At 68.3% G+C, this 16,498-nt stretch carries 14 protein-coding genes and 1 tRNA gene; 7 read left to right on the top strand and 8 right to left on the bottom strand.

Annotation, left to right across the window (positions count from 1 at the left end; all coding sequences use genetic code 11):
- Window positions 1-34: 34 nt before the first annotated feature.
- A complete protein-coding gene (locus M6D93_RS14195; RefSeq protein WP_249769975.1) occupies window positions 35-316 on the top strand; it encodes a hypothetical protein in 282 nt (93 codons plus the stop codon).
- Between the two features lie 12 nt (window positions 317-328).
- On the opposite strand, the gene phoU is transcribed toward M6D93_RS14195, so the two are convergent.
- The 5 genes from phoU to M6D93_RS14220 all read right to left on the bottom strand — a co-directional run bounded on the left by phoU (window position 329) and on the right by M6D93_RS14220 (window position 5,833).
- Window positions 329-1,018 carry a phosphate signaling complex protein PhoU gene (gene phoU / locus M6D93_RS14200; protein ID WP_249769977.1) on the bottom strand — a complete coding sequence of 230 codons (690 nt, stop codon included), beginning with the start codon at window positions 1,016-1,018 and terminating at the stop codon, window positions 329-331.
- A 2-nt stretch (window positions 1,019-1,020) separates the two neighbouring features.
- Window positions 1,021-2,835: a glycoside hydrolase family 15 protein gene (locus M6D93_RS14205; protein WP_249769979.1), complete on the bottom strand. Its 1,815-nt coding sequence runs from the start codon at window positions 2,833-2,835 to the stop codon at window positions 1,021-1,023.
- Entirely contained in the window at window positions 2,832-3,803 is a 972-nt protein-coding gene (locus tag M6D93_RS14210) for a TIGR03557 family F420-dependent LLM class oxidoreductase (RefSeq protein WP_249769981.1), read from the bottom strand. The genes M6D93_RS14205 and M6D93_RS14210 overlap by 4 nt, the downstream gene beginning before the upstream one ends.
- A 66-nt stretch (window positions 3,804-3,869) precedes the next feature.
- The gene (locus M6D93_RS14215) at window positions 3,870-5,342 is read right to left on the bottom strand and encodes an MFS transporter (protein WP_249769983.1); all 1,473 of its coding nucleotides are present in this window, start codon (window positions 5,340-5,342) and stop codon (window positions 3,870-3,872) included.
- Complete coding sequence (locus M6D93_RS14220; RefSeq protein ID WP_249769985.1) at window positions 5,339-5,833, bottom strand: hypothetical protein; 495 nt, start codon at window positions 5,831-5,833, stop codon at window positions 5,339-5,341. Before M6D93_RS14220 ends, M6D93_RS14215 begins: the two co-directional genes overlap by 4 nt.
- 112 nt (window positions 5,834-5,945) lie before the next feature.
- Between M6D93_RS14220 and M6D93_RS14225 the strand changes: the two genes are divergently transcribed.
- Complete coding sequence (locus M6D93_RS14225; protein WP_249769987.1) at window positions 5,946-8,303, top strand: ATP-binding protein; 2,358 nt, start codon at window positions 5,946-5,948, stop codon at window positions 8,301-8,303.
- Here M6D93_RS14225 and M6D93_RS14230 read toward each other — a convergent pair.
- Together M6D93_RS14230 and M6D93_RS14235 are read right to left on the bottom strand one after the other, a co-directional pair.
- Entirely contained in the window at window positions 8,278-8,952 is a 675-nt protein-coding gene (locus tag M6D93_RS14230) for a hemerythrin domain-containing protein (RefSeq protein ID WP_249769989.1), read from the bottom strand. The two genes, M6D93_RS14225 and M6D93_RS14230, sit on opposite strands and share 26 nt — an antisense overlap.
- 203 nt (window positions 8,953-9,155) lie before the next feature.
- Window positions 9,156-11,345 carry an MMPL family transporter gene (locus M6D93_RS14235; RefSeq protein WP_249769991.1) on the bottom strand — a complete coding sequence of 730 codons (2,190 nt, stop codon included), beginning with the start codon at window positions 11,343-11,345 and terminating at the stop codon, window positions 9,156-9,158.
- A 182-nt stretch (window positions 11,346-11,527) separates the two neighbouring features.
- On the opposite strand from M6D93_RS14235, the gene M6D93_RS14240 reads away from it, so the two are divergent.
- Window positions 11,528-12,259 carry a winged helix-turn-helix transcriptional regulator gene (locus M6D93_RS14240; RefSeq protein ID WP_249769993.1) on the top strand — a complete coding sequence of 244 codons (732 nt, stop codon included), beginning with the start codon at window positions 11,528-11,530 and terminating at the stop codon, window positions 12,257-12,259.
- Between the two features lie 278 nt (window positions 12,260-12,537).
- On the opposite strand, the gene M6D93_RS14245 is transcribed toward M6D93_RS14240, so the two are convergent.
- A tRNA-Ile gene (locus tag M6D93_RS14245) sits at window positions 12,538-12,611 on the bottom strand.
- Window positions 12,612-12,909: 298 nt separating this feature from the next.
- Here M6D93_RS14245 and M6D93_RS14250 point away from each other — a divergent pair.
- The 4 genes from M6D93_RS14250 to M6D93_RS14265 all read left to right on the top strand — a co-directional run bounded on the left by M6D93_RS14250 (window position 12,910) and on the right by M6D93_RS14265 (window position 16,497).
- On the top strand, window positions 12,910-13,296 hold the full coding sequence (locus M6D93_RS14250) for a hypothetical protein (RefSeq protein WP_249769995.1): 387 nt from the start codon (window positions 12,910-12,912) through the stop codon (window positions 13,294-13,296).
- Window positions 13,297-13,404: 108 nt separating this feature from the next.
- Entirely contained in the window at window positions 13,405-14,778 is a 1,374-nt protein-coding gene (gene glnT / locus M6D93_RS14255) for a type III glutamate--ammonia ligase (protein WP_249769997.1), read from the top strand.
- A 79-nt stretch (window positions 14,779-14,857) separates the two neighbouring features.
- Complete coding sequence (locus M6D93_RS14260; RefSeq protein ID WP_249769999.1) at window positions 14,858-15,763, top strand: class II glutamine amidotransferase domain-containing protein; 906 nt, start codon at window positions 14,858-14,860, stop codon at window positions 15,761-15,763.
- Window positions 15,760-16,497, top strand: coding sequence for a GltB/FmdC/FwdC-like GXGXG domain-containing protein (locus M6D93_RS14265; protein ID WP_430667237.1), 738 nt, complete (start codon window positions 15,760-15,762; stop codon window positions 16,495-16,497). The genes M6D93_RS14260 and M6D93_RS14265 overlap by 4 nt, the downstream gene beginning before the upstream one ends.
- Window position 16,498: the final 1 nt, after the last annotated feature.

Here is a 16,498-nt window from a genome sequence, read left to right on the forward strand (position 1 = left end):
AGGCCAGCGACGAGATCCGACCGAGGTGAGTGTCATGAAACCAAGCCATGGTTTGTCCAGCCCGCATTCAGATCACTACTTCGCCGACCTGATCGAGCGACTCGCCTTCGAGTACGAGGGCACCCTGTCGGTCTGCTTCATCGTGGATGTCGTGCGTCAGTGCCGTGCGCAGCTGGCGGGATCGCCGAAGCCGGCCCTACCCGAACTCGTCGAGCGGCTGGCTCGCTGTCGCCTCGAGGAACTCACCGAGGCCAAACCGGATTCCGCACCCGGAGGCAGACTCGGCACCGATGTTGCGGCGGGGCCTCACCGCTGATCGCGAGGGGGCTCAGCGACGGCCTCCGGACCATCCTTCACGCGGCTCGACCGGCGCCAGGTGCTCGGCCGTGATGACGAAATAGACGCGTCGCGCGACCGAAACCGCTTGGTCGGCGTAGCGCTCGAAGTAACGGCCGAGCAGGCTGACATCGATGGCGGTGTTGACCCGCGCTCCGGTGTGCTCGGCGAGCAGCAGCGCAAACATCTGCCGGTGCAACCGGGTCATCTCCTCGTCGCCGGCGGGCACTCTGGCCGCCAGCGTCGGGTCGCGGCTCGCGAGCGCCGCGGCGACGTCGGCGGCGAGGCCGACCGCGACTTCTCCCATGCCCGTGATCGTGGCACGCAGCGGTTCGGGCACGGCATGGTCGGGATATCTCAGCCGGGCCGCCCGGGCTACGTGCGCCGCCAGGTCACCCATGCGCTCGAGGCCGGCGGCGGCCGGGATGGTCGCGGTCAGCAGCCGCAGGTCGGTGGCGACCGGTTGCTGGGTGGCAAGGAGGGTGAATACGAGTTCGTCGAGTTCAGCCCGCCGGGTGTCGAGCTGGACATCACCGGCGATGACCTGCTCGGCAATCTGGAGGTCGGCCTCCTCGAGGGCGAGCGATCCGCGGACCATCGCGAGGCGAGCGAGTTCGGCCAGCTCGTACAGGGACTGCCAGACGTGGTCGAGTTCAGCGTGGTACTGGCTTCGTGCCTGCACGGTCAGCTCACCTCCTTCGGGTCTTCGGACAAGGTTATCGCGGCGTTGATCAGGGCCAGCAGACTCAGGGCCTGCGGGAAGTTACCGAGGAAGGCTCCGTCGGCGGGTGTGAGCATCTCCGCGAACAGGCCCACTTCGTTGGACGAGGCGAGCAGCTCCTCGAAACGCTGACGGGCCTGTTCGCTTCGGCCACACAGGTGCAGCGCGGACACCATCCAGAAGGAACAGGCGACAAAGCTGCCTTCCTCGTGGTGCATCCCGCTGTAGCGGAAGAGGTGGGGCCCGGAGCCGAGTTCGTCCTGCAACGCGTCCAGAGTGCGACTCATGCGCTCGCCTCGGTCGAAACCACTGATGGCATGCAGGAGGATCGAGGCGTCAAGCTCGTCGGTGCCGGGGTACCACCGGTAGGCCTGGCGTTGTTCGGACCAGCCGTGCTCGTCGACCCACTGACGAATGCGGACCGCCTCGGCCCGCCATCGCGACGGGTCCGCGGCAAGGTGGCCCTGTTCGCACAGGCGCACGGCTGTCACCAGCGCCTGCCAGCAGCCCAGTTTCGACGTGACGTAGTGCCGTTCTTCGGGCAACTCCCACATACCCGCGTCCGGCCGTCGCCAGCGATCGCAGGCAAGGTCGGCGACTGCTTCGAGCTGACGAGCCGTCTCGGTGTCCAGCACGTTGCCGGCGTCGACGTAGCGAGCCACGATGTCCAGCAAGTCGCCATAGACACCGAGTTGCAACTGGCTCACCGCACGGTTACCCGTCACCACCGGCCCGATCCCGCGCCAGCCCGGGACGTCTGGCTCGGTTCGTTCGTGGGACGGGGTGCCGTCGAGCTGATAGAACACCGCCGGATCCGGGCCGTGCTCGCGAATCGTGGCCAGCAGCCAGCTGATGGCGCTGTGTGTCTCCTCCCGCAGGCCGAAGCGGAACAGCGCCTTCAACGAGTACGCCATGTCTCGAACCCAGGCGTAGCGGTAGTCCCAATTCTTACCGCCGCTTGGATCCTCGGGCAGGGACGTGGTCGCCGCGGCGGCGATCGCCCCGGTCGGCGCATGGATCAGCAGTTTCAGCGCCAGGGCGCTTCGATGCACGGGCCCGGACCACTCACCGTCCCAATGGAAGGCTGAACTCCAGTCCTGCCAGTTGGCGATCGTGCGGTCCACACCCTCGTCCAACGCCTGCAGGGACGGGACCTGCAGCGGTTCGCGCTCCGTCGCGACCAGCCCGATCAGGTGATCCACCCCGACTTCGCTCCTGAATCGGAAACGGACTTCCCGATCGTCGCGCTCGATATGGTCGTGGCCGCGCGACTGGACGCTCATGGTCAGGCCGTCGAGTCGAATGAGCGTCGTCTCCGGGCCGGGCTCCAGCCACGGTGAGGCCGTGTTGAGGCAGGTGCCAGGACGTACCGTCGCCTCGAATTCCACCGATCCGGAAAGCCCACTCAGCCGCCGGACAAGCTCGGCCCACGGCAGCCGGCCGGCGACGCCCGTGTTCATCGAGTCCGTCACGCGCGCCTGGCCAGAGGGCGTGCGATAGACCGTGCACAGCACGTTTGTGCCTTCCACATATGACCGTTGCACCGTGTACGGCCCGACCGGAGCCAGGGACATGAAGCCCCCGTCAGCCGCGTCGAGCACCGCCGCGAAGGCCGGTACCGAGTCGAGATCGGGCAGCGGCAACCAGTCGATCCGGCCGTCGGAGGCGATCAGGGCCACGGTCCGGCCGTCGCCGATCGCGGCGTACTCGGCGATGTCGATATAGCCGGCCCCATCCCGGCGGCCCGGCCCGGCCCGCCCCAGCCCAGCGACGCTCACAGCTCCCGCAGCCGCGGCAGGACCTTCGTGGCGTAGAACTCGAAGAAGCCTTCGGCGCTGGTCGAGTCGCGGGCGGCACCCACCTGGCTGATGTGAATGTCGTCGAACCCGGCCTCGGCAAAGGGGATGAACGCATCGACGTGGGCCTGGACGTCGTCGCCACAGGTGATCGAATCGGCCACCATCTCCGGCGTGACGAGTTGGCTGGCCTGCGCGAAGTGCGCGGGACTGGGCAAGGTCTGGGCCAACTCCCCCGGCAGGGACTCGTTTGCCCACAACGCGTGCGCCGTCCTGACGGCCGCCTCCCGATCACCGGACCAGCAGACCTTGTAGCCGGCCTGCATGGGCTTGCCCTCGCCGCCGTTGTCGCGAAACACCCGGATGAGGTCCTGGTCCGGCTTCGTCGTGACGTACCCGTCGCCGATCCGGCCGGCCAACGCCGAAGCCTTCGGCCCGAAGCCGGAGATGTATACCGGTGGCGGCTGGGCGGGCAACGTGAAGAGCCGAGCGTTCTCGACCTGGTAGTGCGGGCCGTGGTGGTTGACGTACTCGCCGCTCCACAGGGCGCGCATGACCTCGACGGCCTCCTCGAGCATGGCCAGCCGCTCATCGGCGTTCGGCCACCGAGCGGCGGTTATGTGCTCGTTCAGCGCTTCGCCGCTGCCCACACCAAGGACGAACCTGCCGTTGGTCAGGTGTGCGGCGGTTGCCGCTGCCTGGGCCACGATTGCCGGATGGATGCGCACTGTCGGGCAGGTCACCGCCGTCGCGATGGGCAGGCTGGTGACCTGAGAAAGCGCGCCGATGACGGACCAGACGAACGGGGAGTTGCCCTGCTCGTCGTTCCACGGGTGGAAGTGGTCGGAGATCCACAGGCAGTCGAAGCCGGCCTGTTCGGCCAGCTTCGCCTGCTCGATGACCTGATGAGCGTCGTATTCTTCGCACGACAAGAAGTAGCCGATCCGCATTGTGCCTCCCTGAGGCATCTCCGCGAGCCGGACTGGTGCTTGAGGCCGTCACTCGCTCCATTGACCCTAGCGGTCGGCCCCGGGTGCCCGCACCCTCGCCCGCCGTGGTGTCGACCTGCCGACCACGGCGGCTCCGACCACAGCCACCGCGCAGGCGGCCCAGAGGGCGTGGTGAAGGCCGGTGACGTAACCAGCCGGGTCGCCGCCGAAGGCCGACGCGGTGGGAATGAAGCTGCCCAGGGTGGCGATGCCGAGCGCGACTCCGGTCTGGCGGAAGGTGTCGTTGATCCCGGTGGCCAAACCAGCCTGCGTAGCAGCGCTTTCCTGCAGGACGAGGCCGCTCATCACCGGGTTGAACACGCCGGTGGCCCCGCAGGCCAGCACGATGCCGGGCATGGTCGCCACCCATGACGAATGTTCGTCGGCCAGGGTCAGCAACGCGAGACCGGCGGCGACGCCGAGCAGCGAGACCGCCAGGGCCACAGTGGGCCTGACTCGGCCGACAAGCTTCGAGGTGGACGCGGCGACGACGATCATCAGCAAGGTGCCCGGAAGGTAGATTGCTCCGGTTTGCACGGGGGAAAGCCCGAGCACCCCCTGGGCGTACAACGAGACATAGAGCAACACCGCGAACAGCGACGATGATATGGCGAAGGCCGCGACCTGGGTTGTGGCGAAGACCCGGTTCGCGAACATCGGCAGCGGCAACATCGGGTGCGAGGATCCGTGCTCGATGGCGAGGAACGCGATCAGGCAGGACACACCGCCGCCCAGACACAGCAGAACCAGCGCGGACGTCCAACCGTCGGCGTCGCCACGGAGCAGGCCGGTGATGAGGGCGAGCAGGGCCGCGGTCAGCACCGTCTGGCCGGGCCAGTCGATGCGCCGGGGATGGGGGTCTTGAGATTCCTCCACCCACCGCAGCGCCACGGCCGCGACCAGGACCCCGATCGGCACGTTGATGAGGAAGATCCATCGCCAGCCGGCGTGTTCGGTGAGCAGTCCACCCACCAACGGACCGATGGCGAACGAGGCGCCGATGGTGGCGCCGAAAGCGGCCAGCGCGGCCGTGCGGCCGTTGCGGTCGGGAAAGGCGTGTCCGAGCAGCGCGAGCGGCACCGCGAACAGCGCTGCCGCACCGATACCCTGCACGGCGCGGGTTGCCACGAGCAGTCCGGCGGACCCGGCGGCGCTGCAGCCGAGGGAACCAAGGCTGAAGACCGCGAGACCGGCGAGCAGGATCCGCCGGCGTCCAAGCCGGTCGGCCAACGAGCCGGCGGTGAGCACGAGGGCCGCAAGCGGCAGGGTGTACGCATCGACCGCCCACTGCACGCCAGGCAGATCGGTGTGCAGGTCCAGAGCGATGCTGGTCAGAGCGGTGTTCACGACGGCGATGTCGAGCATCAGCATCGCGGTGGCGATACACACGACGGCCAGCGTGATCCGGGAGCTCGTTGACTGCCGGGTGGCCCGCTTTCGGCCGGTATTGCCGAGCGATTCTGTCGGCGTGAACGCGGACTGGTCGACGGTGCTGGTCATGATCGCCGCCGCGAGGAGCCGACCGGTGGGGTCGAGGTGATGACGACACCACGGAGGTTCTGCACGCTCAGATAGAGCGCCAGCATCAACAGCCCCGTGTAGACGTCGTTCTCGAACCACCCGAACGTGGTCTGCTGGGCGATGGTGAAGGTGGCGGGATAGACGAACAGGGCGACCGCGATGAGGGCGCTCAGCGCAATCGCGACGGTCCACATCGAGCGTCGGCCCGTGTTTCGGCTCAAGGCGGCCAGACCGAACCCGACGGCGTAGAAACACCATGCGGCCGGCGCCATCGCGTCGAAGCTCGAGTCGGCGGTTCCGACCGCGGTGAGGTAGACCGTGTAGACGGCCGACAGCGCGAACGCCGCGAAAACCGCAATGCTGGTCTGCTGACGGTAGGTACGGATTCGGGCCGCCGGCCACGAAGGGTCTGGTTGAACCGCGCCGCGGCCGGAGTCGACACGGCCTGGCTGCTTGCTTGTCGTAGTCATGGGCACAACCCTGGCGGCCACGCCGAGACCAGGACACCCACAACGCCACCACATCAGGTCTACAGTCGTCCGGCTCCCGGTTGCCGACCCCGATCGTTGTTAGGATTCGGCCGTGGCGGCGCACGAGCCCGACGAGGCAGACTTCGCCGTGCGTTTGCGGCGCTTTCGCACAGCCGCCGCGCTGACTCAAGAGGAACTCGCAGACCGGGCCGGGCTGTCCCACAAGGCCATCGGCGCGCTGGAGCGCGGCGAACGGCGCCGTCCCTACCCGAATACGGTCCGCGCGCTCGCCGACGCGCTGGGTCTGGAAGCTGCCGATCGCGCCGAACTCGTCCGCGCGGCGACCGGATCTGTTGTCACGGCCGGTTCGCCCGACCTGGTCGGCGAACGCGCTAACCGATTCCGCCTTACCGCCGCAGCGCCGTTGATCGGCCGAGGCGCCGAACTGAGCGAGCTGCTCGCCCTGCTCCGGTCGGGACCGTCCAGGCTGATCACCCTGACCGGACCGGGAGGTGTGGGAAAGACGAGTCTGGCGCTTGCCGCTGCTGCTGAATTCGGCGCTGAATTCGCCGGCGAGGTCGCCGGAGAGATCGCCGGCGTGGTCACTGTGGTCGACCTGGCCGGCGTCCGGGAGGCGGGGCTGGTGCTGCCCGCGGTGGCTCGCTCGTACGGCCTGCAGCTCAGCACCCGCGACGAGGTGCTCCAGGTGTTGACGGCACACCTGCAGGACCGGCCTCGGCTGCTGGTGCTGGACAACCTGGAACACCTGCTCGCGGCGGCGGCGGACATCGCCGACGTGGTCGCCGCCTGCCCGTGCCTGCGGCTGCTGGCCACCAGCCGCGCTCCCCTGCGCGTCCGCGTGGAACGGGACTACCCGCTCGGGCCTCTTGCTCTTCCCCGGTCGACGGACGTCAACGCGGTTGCGGCGTCACCCGCGGCCCGGCTGTTACTGGACCGCGCCGGCGCCGCCCGGGACTTTGCCCTCAGCCCACGGACCGCCGCATCGATCGCCCAGATCTGCCACCGTCTCGACGGAATTCCGCTGGCCCTGGAACTGGCCGCTGCCCACGCCCGGTTCCTGGGGCCGCAGGCTCTGTTGGCGCGCTTGGACCAGGCCGTCGCCTCGCCTCGATCGCGCGATCGCCCAGCTCGGCAATCGACGATGCGGGCAACGATGGACTGGAGTGTCGAGCTGTTGACCGCGGACGAGCAGGCTCTGCTCGCTCGGCTGTCGGTGTTCGCGGGCGGATTCACCATCGAGGCGGTGGAGGTGGTGGCCGCCGAAGGCCTGGACACCTTCACGGCGCTGGGCGGCCTGGTGGAGCAATCCCTGGTGATGCCTGGCCGGGCACCTGCTGCCCCGTACAGGCTGCTGGAACCGGTGCGGCAGTACGCCGCCGCCCGGCTCAGCGCGGACCAGACCGCCGGCCTGGCCGCCCGGCACGCCGCGTACTACGCAGACCTCGCTCGAAGCGCTCGTGACGGCTTGCGCAGCGCCGATCAGGCCGGCTGGCTCGACCGGCTGGAACGCGAGCATGCCAACCTCACGGCCGCCGTCACGACGCTGATCGATATCGGACACCGATCAGCCGCCGGAGGGGTGTTGGCCGACACCTGGCTGTACTGGGCGCTGCGGGGCGCCGCCGGCGAGGGTCTGGGCTGGGCGGCTCGAGTGCTGCAGGCACCCGATGCGCTGAGCACGTCCGGCCGCGGGGCCGCACAGCTTGCCGTAGCCGGATTGCGTTACGCCACTGGGGATCCGGTAGGCATGTATGCGGCTGCAGCCGAGGCCGCGGCTGAGCTTCGGGACTCTCCCGACTCGCACCGGCTTCGGGAAGCACTCGTCCTGCTGGGATCGGCAGCCGCGTTCGTCGGCGACTTCGAGGCGGCCTGGGAGCATCTGGCGTCCGCGGAAGCCGAAAGTCGCGCGGTGGCCGATCTCTGGGCGCTTGCGCACGCGCTCGCGGCTCACGGTCAGCTGCACCTTCGGACGAACGACTTCCAGGCGGGGCGCAGGTCCCTGGACGAGGCTGAGGTGGTCTCGCGCCGCCTGGGCAGTCCGTTCACATTGGCCACGGTGCTCAACGTCAACGCCGGGCTTCTTCTTTCCGTGGGCGAGGACGAGGCGGCGCTGGTCCGCCTGGAGGAGGCTGCGCAGCTGTCGATCGGGCTCGCGAGCAATTGGAACCTCATCGTCACTCTGCCGGCGCTCGCGCTCGTGGCCACCCGGCAAGAACTGCCGCAGCTTGCGGTCGCGTTGTTCTCCGCCGCTGAACGCGCCGCGAACGCCTCGTCGCTGGTCGTGGCGTTCCCGCCGTACCTGGAGTCGACGGACCACTGCCTACGTGGCCTGCACTCCGTACTCAGCGACGAGGAATTCGAGCGCGCGTGGGAGCGCGGCCGCAGCCTCGACCTTCGCGAGATCGATGGCTGGGTGTCCTCGATCAGAGCCCGGCTCGGACCGCGGTGACGTATCGCCGGTAGCGCCAGGCACCCCACGTCCGCAGCAGGATGCGGATGGGGGCTGGAACCGCGCTCAACATCGCGTGACGCTCCGAAGGCGAAGCGTCCTCCAGGATCATCCCGCACATGATGGGGAGCTCGGATTTCTTCATCGCGGCCAATCCGTGTTCGCCCAGTGCGTTCCACTCCTGTTGGGTGATGTGCCGTGCCGCCAACGGGAGGATGTGCGCCTCCTCCTCGTCGAGGTGTTCCAGCAGCGCCGTTCGCAGTGCGCTGACCGTGGTGGCGACCTCCTCCGTGACGGCGGGCCGCAACTCGGACTCCCAGCGGGTGATCGCCGGTGAGAGGCGCGCGAGGAGGTCCTCCACGTGCCGGTGCTGGCGTTCCATCCGCTCGATGAGCTCTCGTGACGGGCGTGCTCGCTCGAGCAGCAACGGCCAGAGCAGCTCGTCCTCGCCGCTGTGGTGCAGGTGCAGGCCGGCCAGCACGAGCCGCGCGTGCCGGGCGACGACAGCGGCACGTTTCGCGTCGCCGATCCCTACGCCGCGGACCAGCCGGTCGATGATGGCCAGCTCGCGGCGGAATACGCGGTGCACGACGACCATGTCGTGAACGTCGATGAGTTCCAGGGTGAGGTTGTCAGGTGTCGATGTCATGCGGTAAGCCTGTCCGGCGGCATCGCGGACAACCACCCACAGCACCCCCACGCAGCCACCACACTTGTGCTTCGGCCACGACATTCGATCCTGGCCGCCCGTCTCCCCGAAGGTCTGCTTCTCTAGGCTGTCGGCCGCCGGACCGGACCAGGCCACCCAGCTGGCGCGATCCGGCCGGATGGCCGGATCGCGCCAGACCCAGGTCAATGGGAAAACGTCACCGACGGCAGCACCCTCCCGAGCCAGGCGGGAAGGTGCCACGCGGCGTGCCCGGCGATGCGAAGCACCACGGGCAGCACGAGGAGGCGGACGAGCAGGGCGTCGAGAAACACGGCGACGGCCAGGATGATGCCCATTTCCTTCGGGGCGAGCGGGCCGGCCAGGGCGAAGGTCAGGAACACCGCGACCATGACGGCGGCGGCAGCCAGGACGACCCGGCCGGAGGTCTGCAGCGCCATCCGCATCGCGTAGTCGGGGTTGCCGGTGCGGTCGTAGTGCTCGCGGGCCGAGGACAGCAGAAACAGGGTGTAGTCCATGGCGACGCCCGACAGCATGGCGCCGAAGAACAACGGCCCCCAGGCGTCCACGAAGCCCTGCGGCTCGAAGGCGAGCGCGCCGGACAGGTGGCCGTCCTGGAAGATCCACGTGGCGACGCCGAATGCCGCGGCAATCGAGGCGAGGTTGGTCACCACACCGGCGAAGGCGACGAGCGGGGAGCCGAGAGCGACCAGCAGCAGGAGGAAGCCCAGGCCGATGAGCAGACCGAACACCAGAGGCGTCCGCGCGGCGATCACCCTTTCCAGATCGTGGTTCTCCGCCGCAGCGCCGCCGACGAGCGAGCCCGTTGGCAGCTCCCTGCGCAGTCGTTCGATGCTCGCCCCGGTGGCCTTCGCCGAGGCGTCCGTGGTCGGGGTCGCCAGGGTCAGGCTCCATCCTTGGCTGATTCCCGCCGGCATCACTGCGGCGATACCGCGATCTTCGCCGAGCGTGGTGAGCGCGATGGGCGTATCCGGCCGCCGGGTGAGCACGGACAGCGTGCCCGGTGCCCCCGGGCCGAAGGCGTCGGCGATCTGCACATAGCCGGCGCGGGCGCTCTGCGACGCTGGAATGATCGAGATGCTCGGCATTCCGGTGTGCAACGCGGTCACCGGCCAGGCGAGAAAACTCAGTAGGGCAACGGCTAGACCACCGGCCAGCCACGGTCGGCGGTGAAGCAAAGCGCCCCAGCGGTCCAGTACCCGTGATAGGCCCGAGGGCGATCGGTCGTGCTTCTTGGATCGAGCGAAGCGGATCGTGCCGGCGTCGATACGAGTGCCGAGTCGGCCGAGTACGGCGGGCAGCAGCGTCAGGGTGGCCGCGAGTACGGCCACGACGGCGAGCATGATGCCGAGCGTCACGCCTCGAAACGCCGGGCTCGGCACCAGCAGAACGGTGGACAGCGAGACCAGCACCGTGACGCTGCTGAACGCGACGGCCTTGCCCGCGGTGTCCATCGTCTCGGCTACGGCCGCGAGCGATCGAGCAGCGACGTCGGGCTCGTCTGCCCGTCCGCGCAGCGCCGCACGGAAACGAACCACGATGAACAGCGCGTAGTCGATGCCGAGCGCGAGGGCGAACATCATGGCGAAGTTCATCGCCCAGATACTCACCGGGGCCACGTGGGTGGCCAGTACAAGCGCGCCCGCTGCGGTCACCAACCCGGCGAGGGTGAGCATCAGGGGCAGGCCGGCGGCGACCAGGCTGCCGAACGCAAGGACCAGCACGACCATGGTGACGGGCCAGGACAGCACCTCCGACCTGATCATCGCGGCGTGGTTGACCTTGTTGAAGTTCGCCCACAGCGCGCTTGATCCGGTCAGCTGCACCGTCACCGACCCGGTCGAGAGCTTTCGCAGAGGTCCGTTCAGTTCATCGGCCGCGCGGACCATGGCGTTCGCATCGGCGGCGGCACCTGCCTGCACGACCGCCGTGCGGCCGTCCCTGGAGACGCTCAGTCCAGGTTGGGGTGGCACGACCGTGCTGATGCGGCGGTCGTCCTTGAGTGCGGCCGTGATCCGGGCGATGACGCGCTGTGCGTCCGGATCGGAGAAGATCGTGCGCGTCGAATCGTGGACGACCACCTGTAGGGCGGTCGAGCCGAGGCCGGCGAAGTCCTTGGCGATCACGTCGCGGGCGGCTATCGATTGGCTGCCGCTGTCCTGCCACCCTCCGCCGGAAAGCACCGACTCCACTTGGGGCGCGAACGCGCCGAAGGCTCCGACGATGACCAGCCAGCCCACCAGTACGACGCGCAGGTGCGTGGCCGACCAGATTCCCAGTCGGGACATGCGGCCGCCGGGGGCAGCGCCTGCCGCGGCCTCCGGATATGTGAATGCTGCTCTCGTTGTGCTCATGAGTTGTCTCCTTGAATCGTTGTCGAACACTCAGCAGCATCTGTGCTCTGACCAGGCGCGACGAGTAGCCGATTCGTACCGGGCCGGCGGACCGAACACGCCGGACGAACGTGGACACAACGGCGTCGGTGGCGGGACGGCCTCGCCCAATCAGGGACCTGCGAGGTACAACATCTGTACTAGTGGCCGCACGCCTGAGGGAGGAGAGTTTCGACGTGACCCGCTATACCGACTACTGCCCGATCGGCACGGGCATCGACGTGTTCGGTGACCGCTGGACGCCGCTGGTGATCCGAGAGATGTCCGTCGGTGCGACAGGGTTCAACGAGATCCATCGGGGCATTCCCCGCATCAGCCGCACGCTGCTATCGCAGCGGCTGCGCACGCTGGAGTCCCACCGCCTGGTGCGTCGCGAAACGGGCGGGCAAGGCCGATCGGGCAGTTACGTCCTCACCGACGCCGGACAGGCCCTTGTTCCGATCGTCTGGTCGATCGGCCATTGGGCCGCCCGCTGGCTGTACACCGACCCCACCGAACAGGTCTGCGACGGGCAGTCCCTGCTGTGGCGCATGCACCAACGCGCTGACGCGGCGAACCTGCCGGCAATGCGCACCGTCGTGCAGGTGATCTTGACCGGGGCCGGTGGGGCGGAAGGCTGGCTCGACATAGACCGCGACGGCATGACCGTCTGCAAGGACGACCAGGGTAAGGATGTCGATCTGGTCGTGCAGGCCGAGACCGGACAGCTGTACAAGTGGCTCGCGGGGATCACGCCGTTCCGTGAACTCGTCGCTTCCGGCCATGTTCGTCTGATCGGGCCCAGCCGAATGGCACGCGCGTTTCCCACCTGGTTCACGCCGGCTCCCTTCGGCGACGACCTGCGCCGCTCCTCGCGGCGGGTGCCAACGCGCTAGGAAGCAGTTCCTCCGCCACCCTGAACTTGCACGCGCGGGGACTGCACCGTGTCGTGTGCTGATCGCGCGCATCGCCGCGGCTGAGCGGTGGGGTCGCACGAGCGCCGGAACAGCAGCAACCGAGCCGGCAAGACGGGGTCTCCGCGCGAAGTTCGAGCGCGAGGCCGATCCAGACGGCGCGCTGTCACGGAAGGAACGAGTGTGCTCGCTTGAACGAGTGGGTACGGGCTTTCGTCGACCTGTGGAAAACGAGATCCGGCCTGTGCGGTTGGGGATTGTGGGGCGGGTGGGACTCGAACCCACGACCCAGGGATTATGAGTCCCCTGCTCTAACCGGCTGAGCTACCGCCCCGCGAGGGACGGCCACTGGCACCCTCACGGCAGGCCGTCCGGAAACACCGGTACGACGAGCCGTCGCTAGCCTAGCCAACGGGCCCGCCGGCGCCCGCACCGCCGCGCGACCGGCCACACGTCGGACGGCCGAGCTACCGGTCACACGTCGGACGGCCGTGCCACCCGGTCACGGCTGGACGGCCGAGCCAGAGACCGTCCAGCGGCTGTGCGTTTGCGCGAGGACGTTGCACAGACAGCCCGCCGTCGATGAGAATCGAATTTCGTTCACGCCGAACAACGCCGCGGGGGCCGATTCGATGTTGGAGCCAGCCGACGCTGTCGGCGACGCGCCGGTCGACCCGGCGACCGGTAGGCATCGGCGCCGGCGACGAGCCGATCAGTCACCGTTCGAGGACCACTGCGACAGCTGTCACGGCGAGGGTCTGCAAATCGCCCCGGCCTACCTGCAATGGGTCGAGACCGTCGATCAGCTGCGCGCGCGACTGGATTCCGTGGCAGGGCCGATCGAGGCTGGGATCGTTGCCGACCAGCTCAAGCGACACGAATCCCAGCCACCCGCGGGCGAGTGGGACTGGACGTGCCCGGATTGCCGCGGCCTGGGTGCTGTCCCAACCGAAGAGGGTCACGCCTTGCTGGCCTTTCTCGACCGGCACAATCGGCTGCCCTACGACCGTCGTCCGTAGTACCCCGACGTGGTAGCACCAGTTTGACCGCGCGGTAACGTCGTCGAAACTACCGACTCGTCTACTTACATGAAACGCCGGTTCACACCAGTAGACTCCGGAGACGCGATGTCCCTCACGGTCAGTCCCGAAACCGAACGGCCTCCGGCACGCGCGGCGGCCACTACCGCGTCGCTGGCCGAGCTTGCCCGCGCCGACGAGGTCCGGTTCATCCTCGCCACCTTCACAACCCTCAACGGCAAGCCGTGTTCAAAGCTCGTCCCCGTCGAAGAGGCTGACGCGCTCGAACAGGACGGAGTCGGCTTCGCCGGCTACGCCGCCGGCTCGATGGGCCAGCTCCCCCGCGACCCGGACGTCATCGCGGTCCCTGACATCGCCAGCTACACCCCGCTGCCCTTCGTCCGACCCGGCCTTGCCCTGGTGCACTGCGACCCCTACGTCGAGGGACGCCCTTTCGCCTTCGCGCCCCGAGTCATTCTTCGTTCCCTGATCGCCAGAGCCGCCGAGCGCAATCTCACCCTGATGGCCGGGGCCGAGGTCGAGTACTTCCTCGTGCACCGCCGCCCGGACGGTACGCTCGTGCCGGCCGATTCTCGCGACGACGCCGCGCAACCCTGCTACGACGCCCGTGGCCTGACCCGGATGTATGACCACCTGACCGCGGTCTCGGACGCGATGGTCGCCCTGGGCTGGGGGCCGTACGCCAGCGACCACGAGGACGGCAACGGCCAGTTCGAGCAGAACTTCCGCTACGCCGACGCCCTGACCACCGCCGACCGCGTCGTCACCCTTCGCTACATCATTCAGGTACTCGCCGAGCAGCGGGGCATGACCGCGACCTTCATGCCCAAGCCCTGGACCGACCGAACCGGAAACGGACTGCACCTGCATCTGTCTCTGTGGCAGGACGGTGACTCCCGCTTTCCCCGACCGGCCGACGCGGAAGACCCCTACGGACTCGGACTGTCCGGCCTCGCTTACTCCTTCGTCGGCGGTCTGCTCGATCACGCCGCCGGGCTGCACGCGCTCATCGCCCCGACCGTCAATTCCTACAAGCGCACCGGTGCGCGCACGACCGCCTCGGGCGCCACGTGGGCACCGACCCAGGCCAGCTACGGCGGAAACGATCGCACCCACATGGTGCGGGTACCGGACGCTCAGCGGGTCGAACTACGGGCAGGGGACGGATCGGCCAACTCGTACTTGGCGATCGCGGCCGCCCTCGCGGCGGGCCTCGACGGCGTCGTCCGCAACGCCGACCCCGGCCCCCCGGGAGTCGCGCGGACCACAACCATGCCCCGGACCCTGCTGGATGCGGTCCACGCTCTCGACATCGACCCGGTCATCCAAGCCGTGCTGGACTCGGTCGACCCGGCCTGTGGCGTTTCCGACTACTACGCAGCCCTCAAACGGGAGGAGTTCTATTCCTGGCACAACACCGTCTCGGACTGGGAAGTCGACCGTTACCTGACCGCCATCTGACCGGATCACGAACCGACCAGCCGGTCTGCTCCACCGAAGCCATCCGAAACCAGAACTCATCGAGCCAGAAGGGCCGCCCATGTGCGGAATCGTCGGCATTCAGTTGCGGGACGAAACCCTGTATCCCAACCTCGGGGCATTGTTGACTCCGATGCTCTGCCACGCTGCCCATCGCGGCCCGGACTCAGCGGGCGTCGGGCTGTACGGCGATGCCCGCTACACCCGTCCCGGATTCAGCTCGATCTCGGTGTTGCTCGGTGAGGTCGAAGTCAGCCAGGTGACTACCGCGCTCGCCCGCGACCGTGACCTCGGCGCGGTCGAGGTCACCGCCGCCGGACCGACGACGGTCATTCGGGCGGCCACGGAGCCGTGGACGCTCGAACGCGGCGTGGCCGAAATCCTCGACGGCACCGGGGCAATCATCATCGGCCGAGGCCGCGAACTCGCCGTACTGAAAGGCACCGGCGACCCGAGCGCCCTGGCCGCCACCTTCGATCTGACCAGGGCAACCGGGTATCAGGGCATCGCTCACACCCGGATGGCCACCGAGTCCGCCGTCACCTCCGCGCACAGCCACCCGTTCTCGGTCGCTGCCGACCTGTGCCTGGTCCACAACGGCTCTTTCGCCAACCACGCCACCATCCGTCGTCAACTCCAGGCCGAGGGCCACGTCTTCGACAGCGATAACGACTCTGAGGTCGGCGCGCGCTATCTGGCGCACAAGCTGTCCGAAGGATCGGATCTCGAGAAGGCGCTGCGTCAACTGTGCGATGAATTCGACGGCTTCTACACACTGCTCGTCACCACCGCGGACTCGTTCGCCGTCGTCCGCGACGCGATCGCCTGCAAACCCGCGGTCATCGCCCAAACGGACTCCTGGGTCGCGATGGCCTCGGAATACCGCAGTCTGGCGGGACTTCCCGGAATCGACCAGGCTCGGCTGTTCGAACCCGAGCCGGAGGAGGTGTACCTGTGGCAACGCTGACGCCCACCGACCCGCAGCCGACCACTGACCGCCGTGCCGAGCGCACGACAAAGGTCGTCGATCTGGCCTCGAGCTCGGTCCGCGAGCTCAACCAGGCCCTGCACGAGAGCAGCAGCACCGGCGGCGAATCCTCCGCCGTCGAATGGGTGATCACGAACCCGCAGGGCGAACACGCCATCGCGTGCGGTCTGACCGAGCCGGTACACGTCCGAATCGAGGGCCACGTCGGTTATTACTGCGCTGGCATGAACCAGCGGGCACACGTGGAAGTCCGGGGTAACGCCGGCGTCGGCCTGGCCGAGAACATGATGTCTGGACGGGTCGACGTTTCCGGCGACGCATCCCAATCGGCCGGCGCGACCGGTCACGGCGGCCTGTTGGTCATCAACGGAAATGCCGCCGCGCGCTGCGGAATCTCCATGAAGGGCATCGACATCGTCGTCGGCGGCAACGTCGGCCACATGAGTGCGTTCATGGCCCAGGCAGGTCGACTGGTGATCTGCGGCGACGCCGGTGATGCACTGGGCGATTCGCTGTACGAGGCCCACCTCTATGTCCGGGGCACCGTCAAGTCCCTCGGCGCCGACTGCGTGGCCAAACCGATGCGCGCCCACCATCACACCGAGCTGGCCGACCTGCTGAGCCGAGCCGCAATGGCCTACTCCACCGCGGAATTCACCCGTTACGGCTCGGCCCGCTCCCTCTACAACTTCCACGTCGACAATGCCTACTGAT

Source organism: Jatrophihabitans telluris (assembly GCF_023516435.1).
In the GTDB taxonomy this organism is placed as follows: Bacteria; Actinomycetota; Actinomycetes; order Mycobacteriales; family Jatrophihabitantaceae; genus Jatrophihabitans_A; species Jatrophihabitans_A telluris.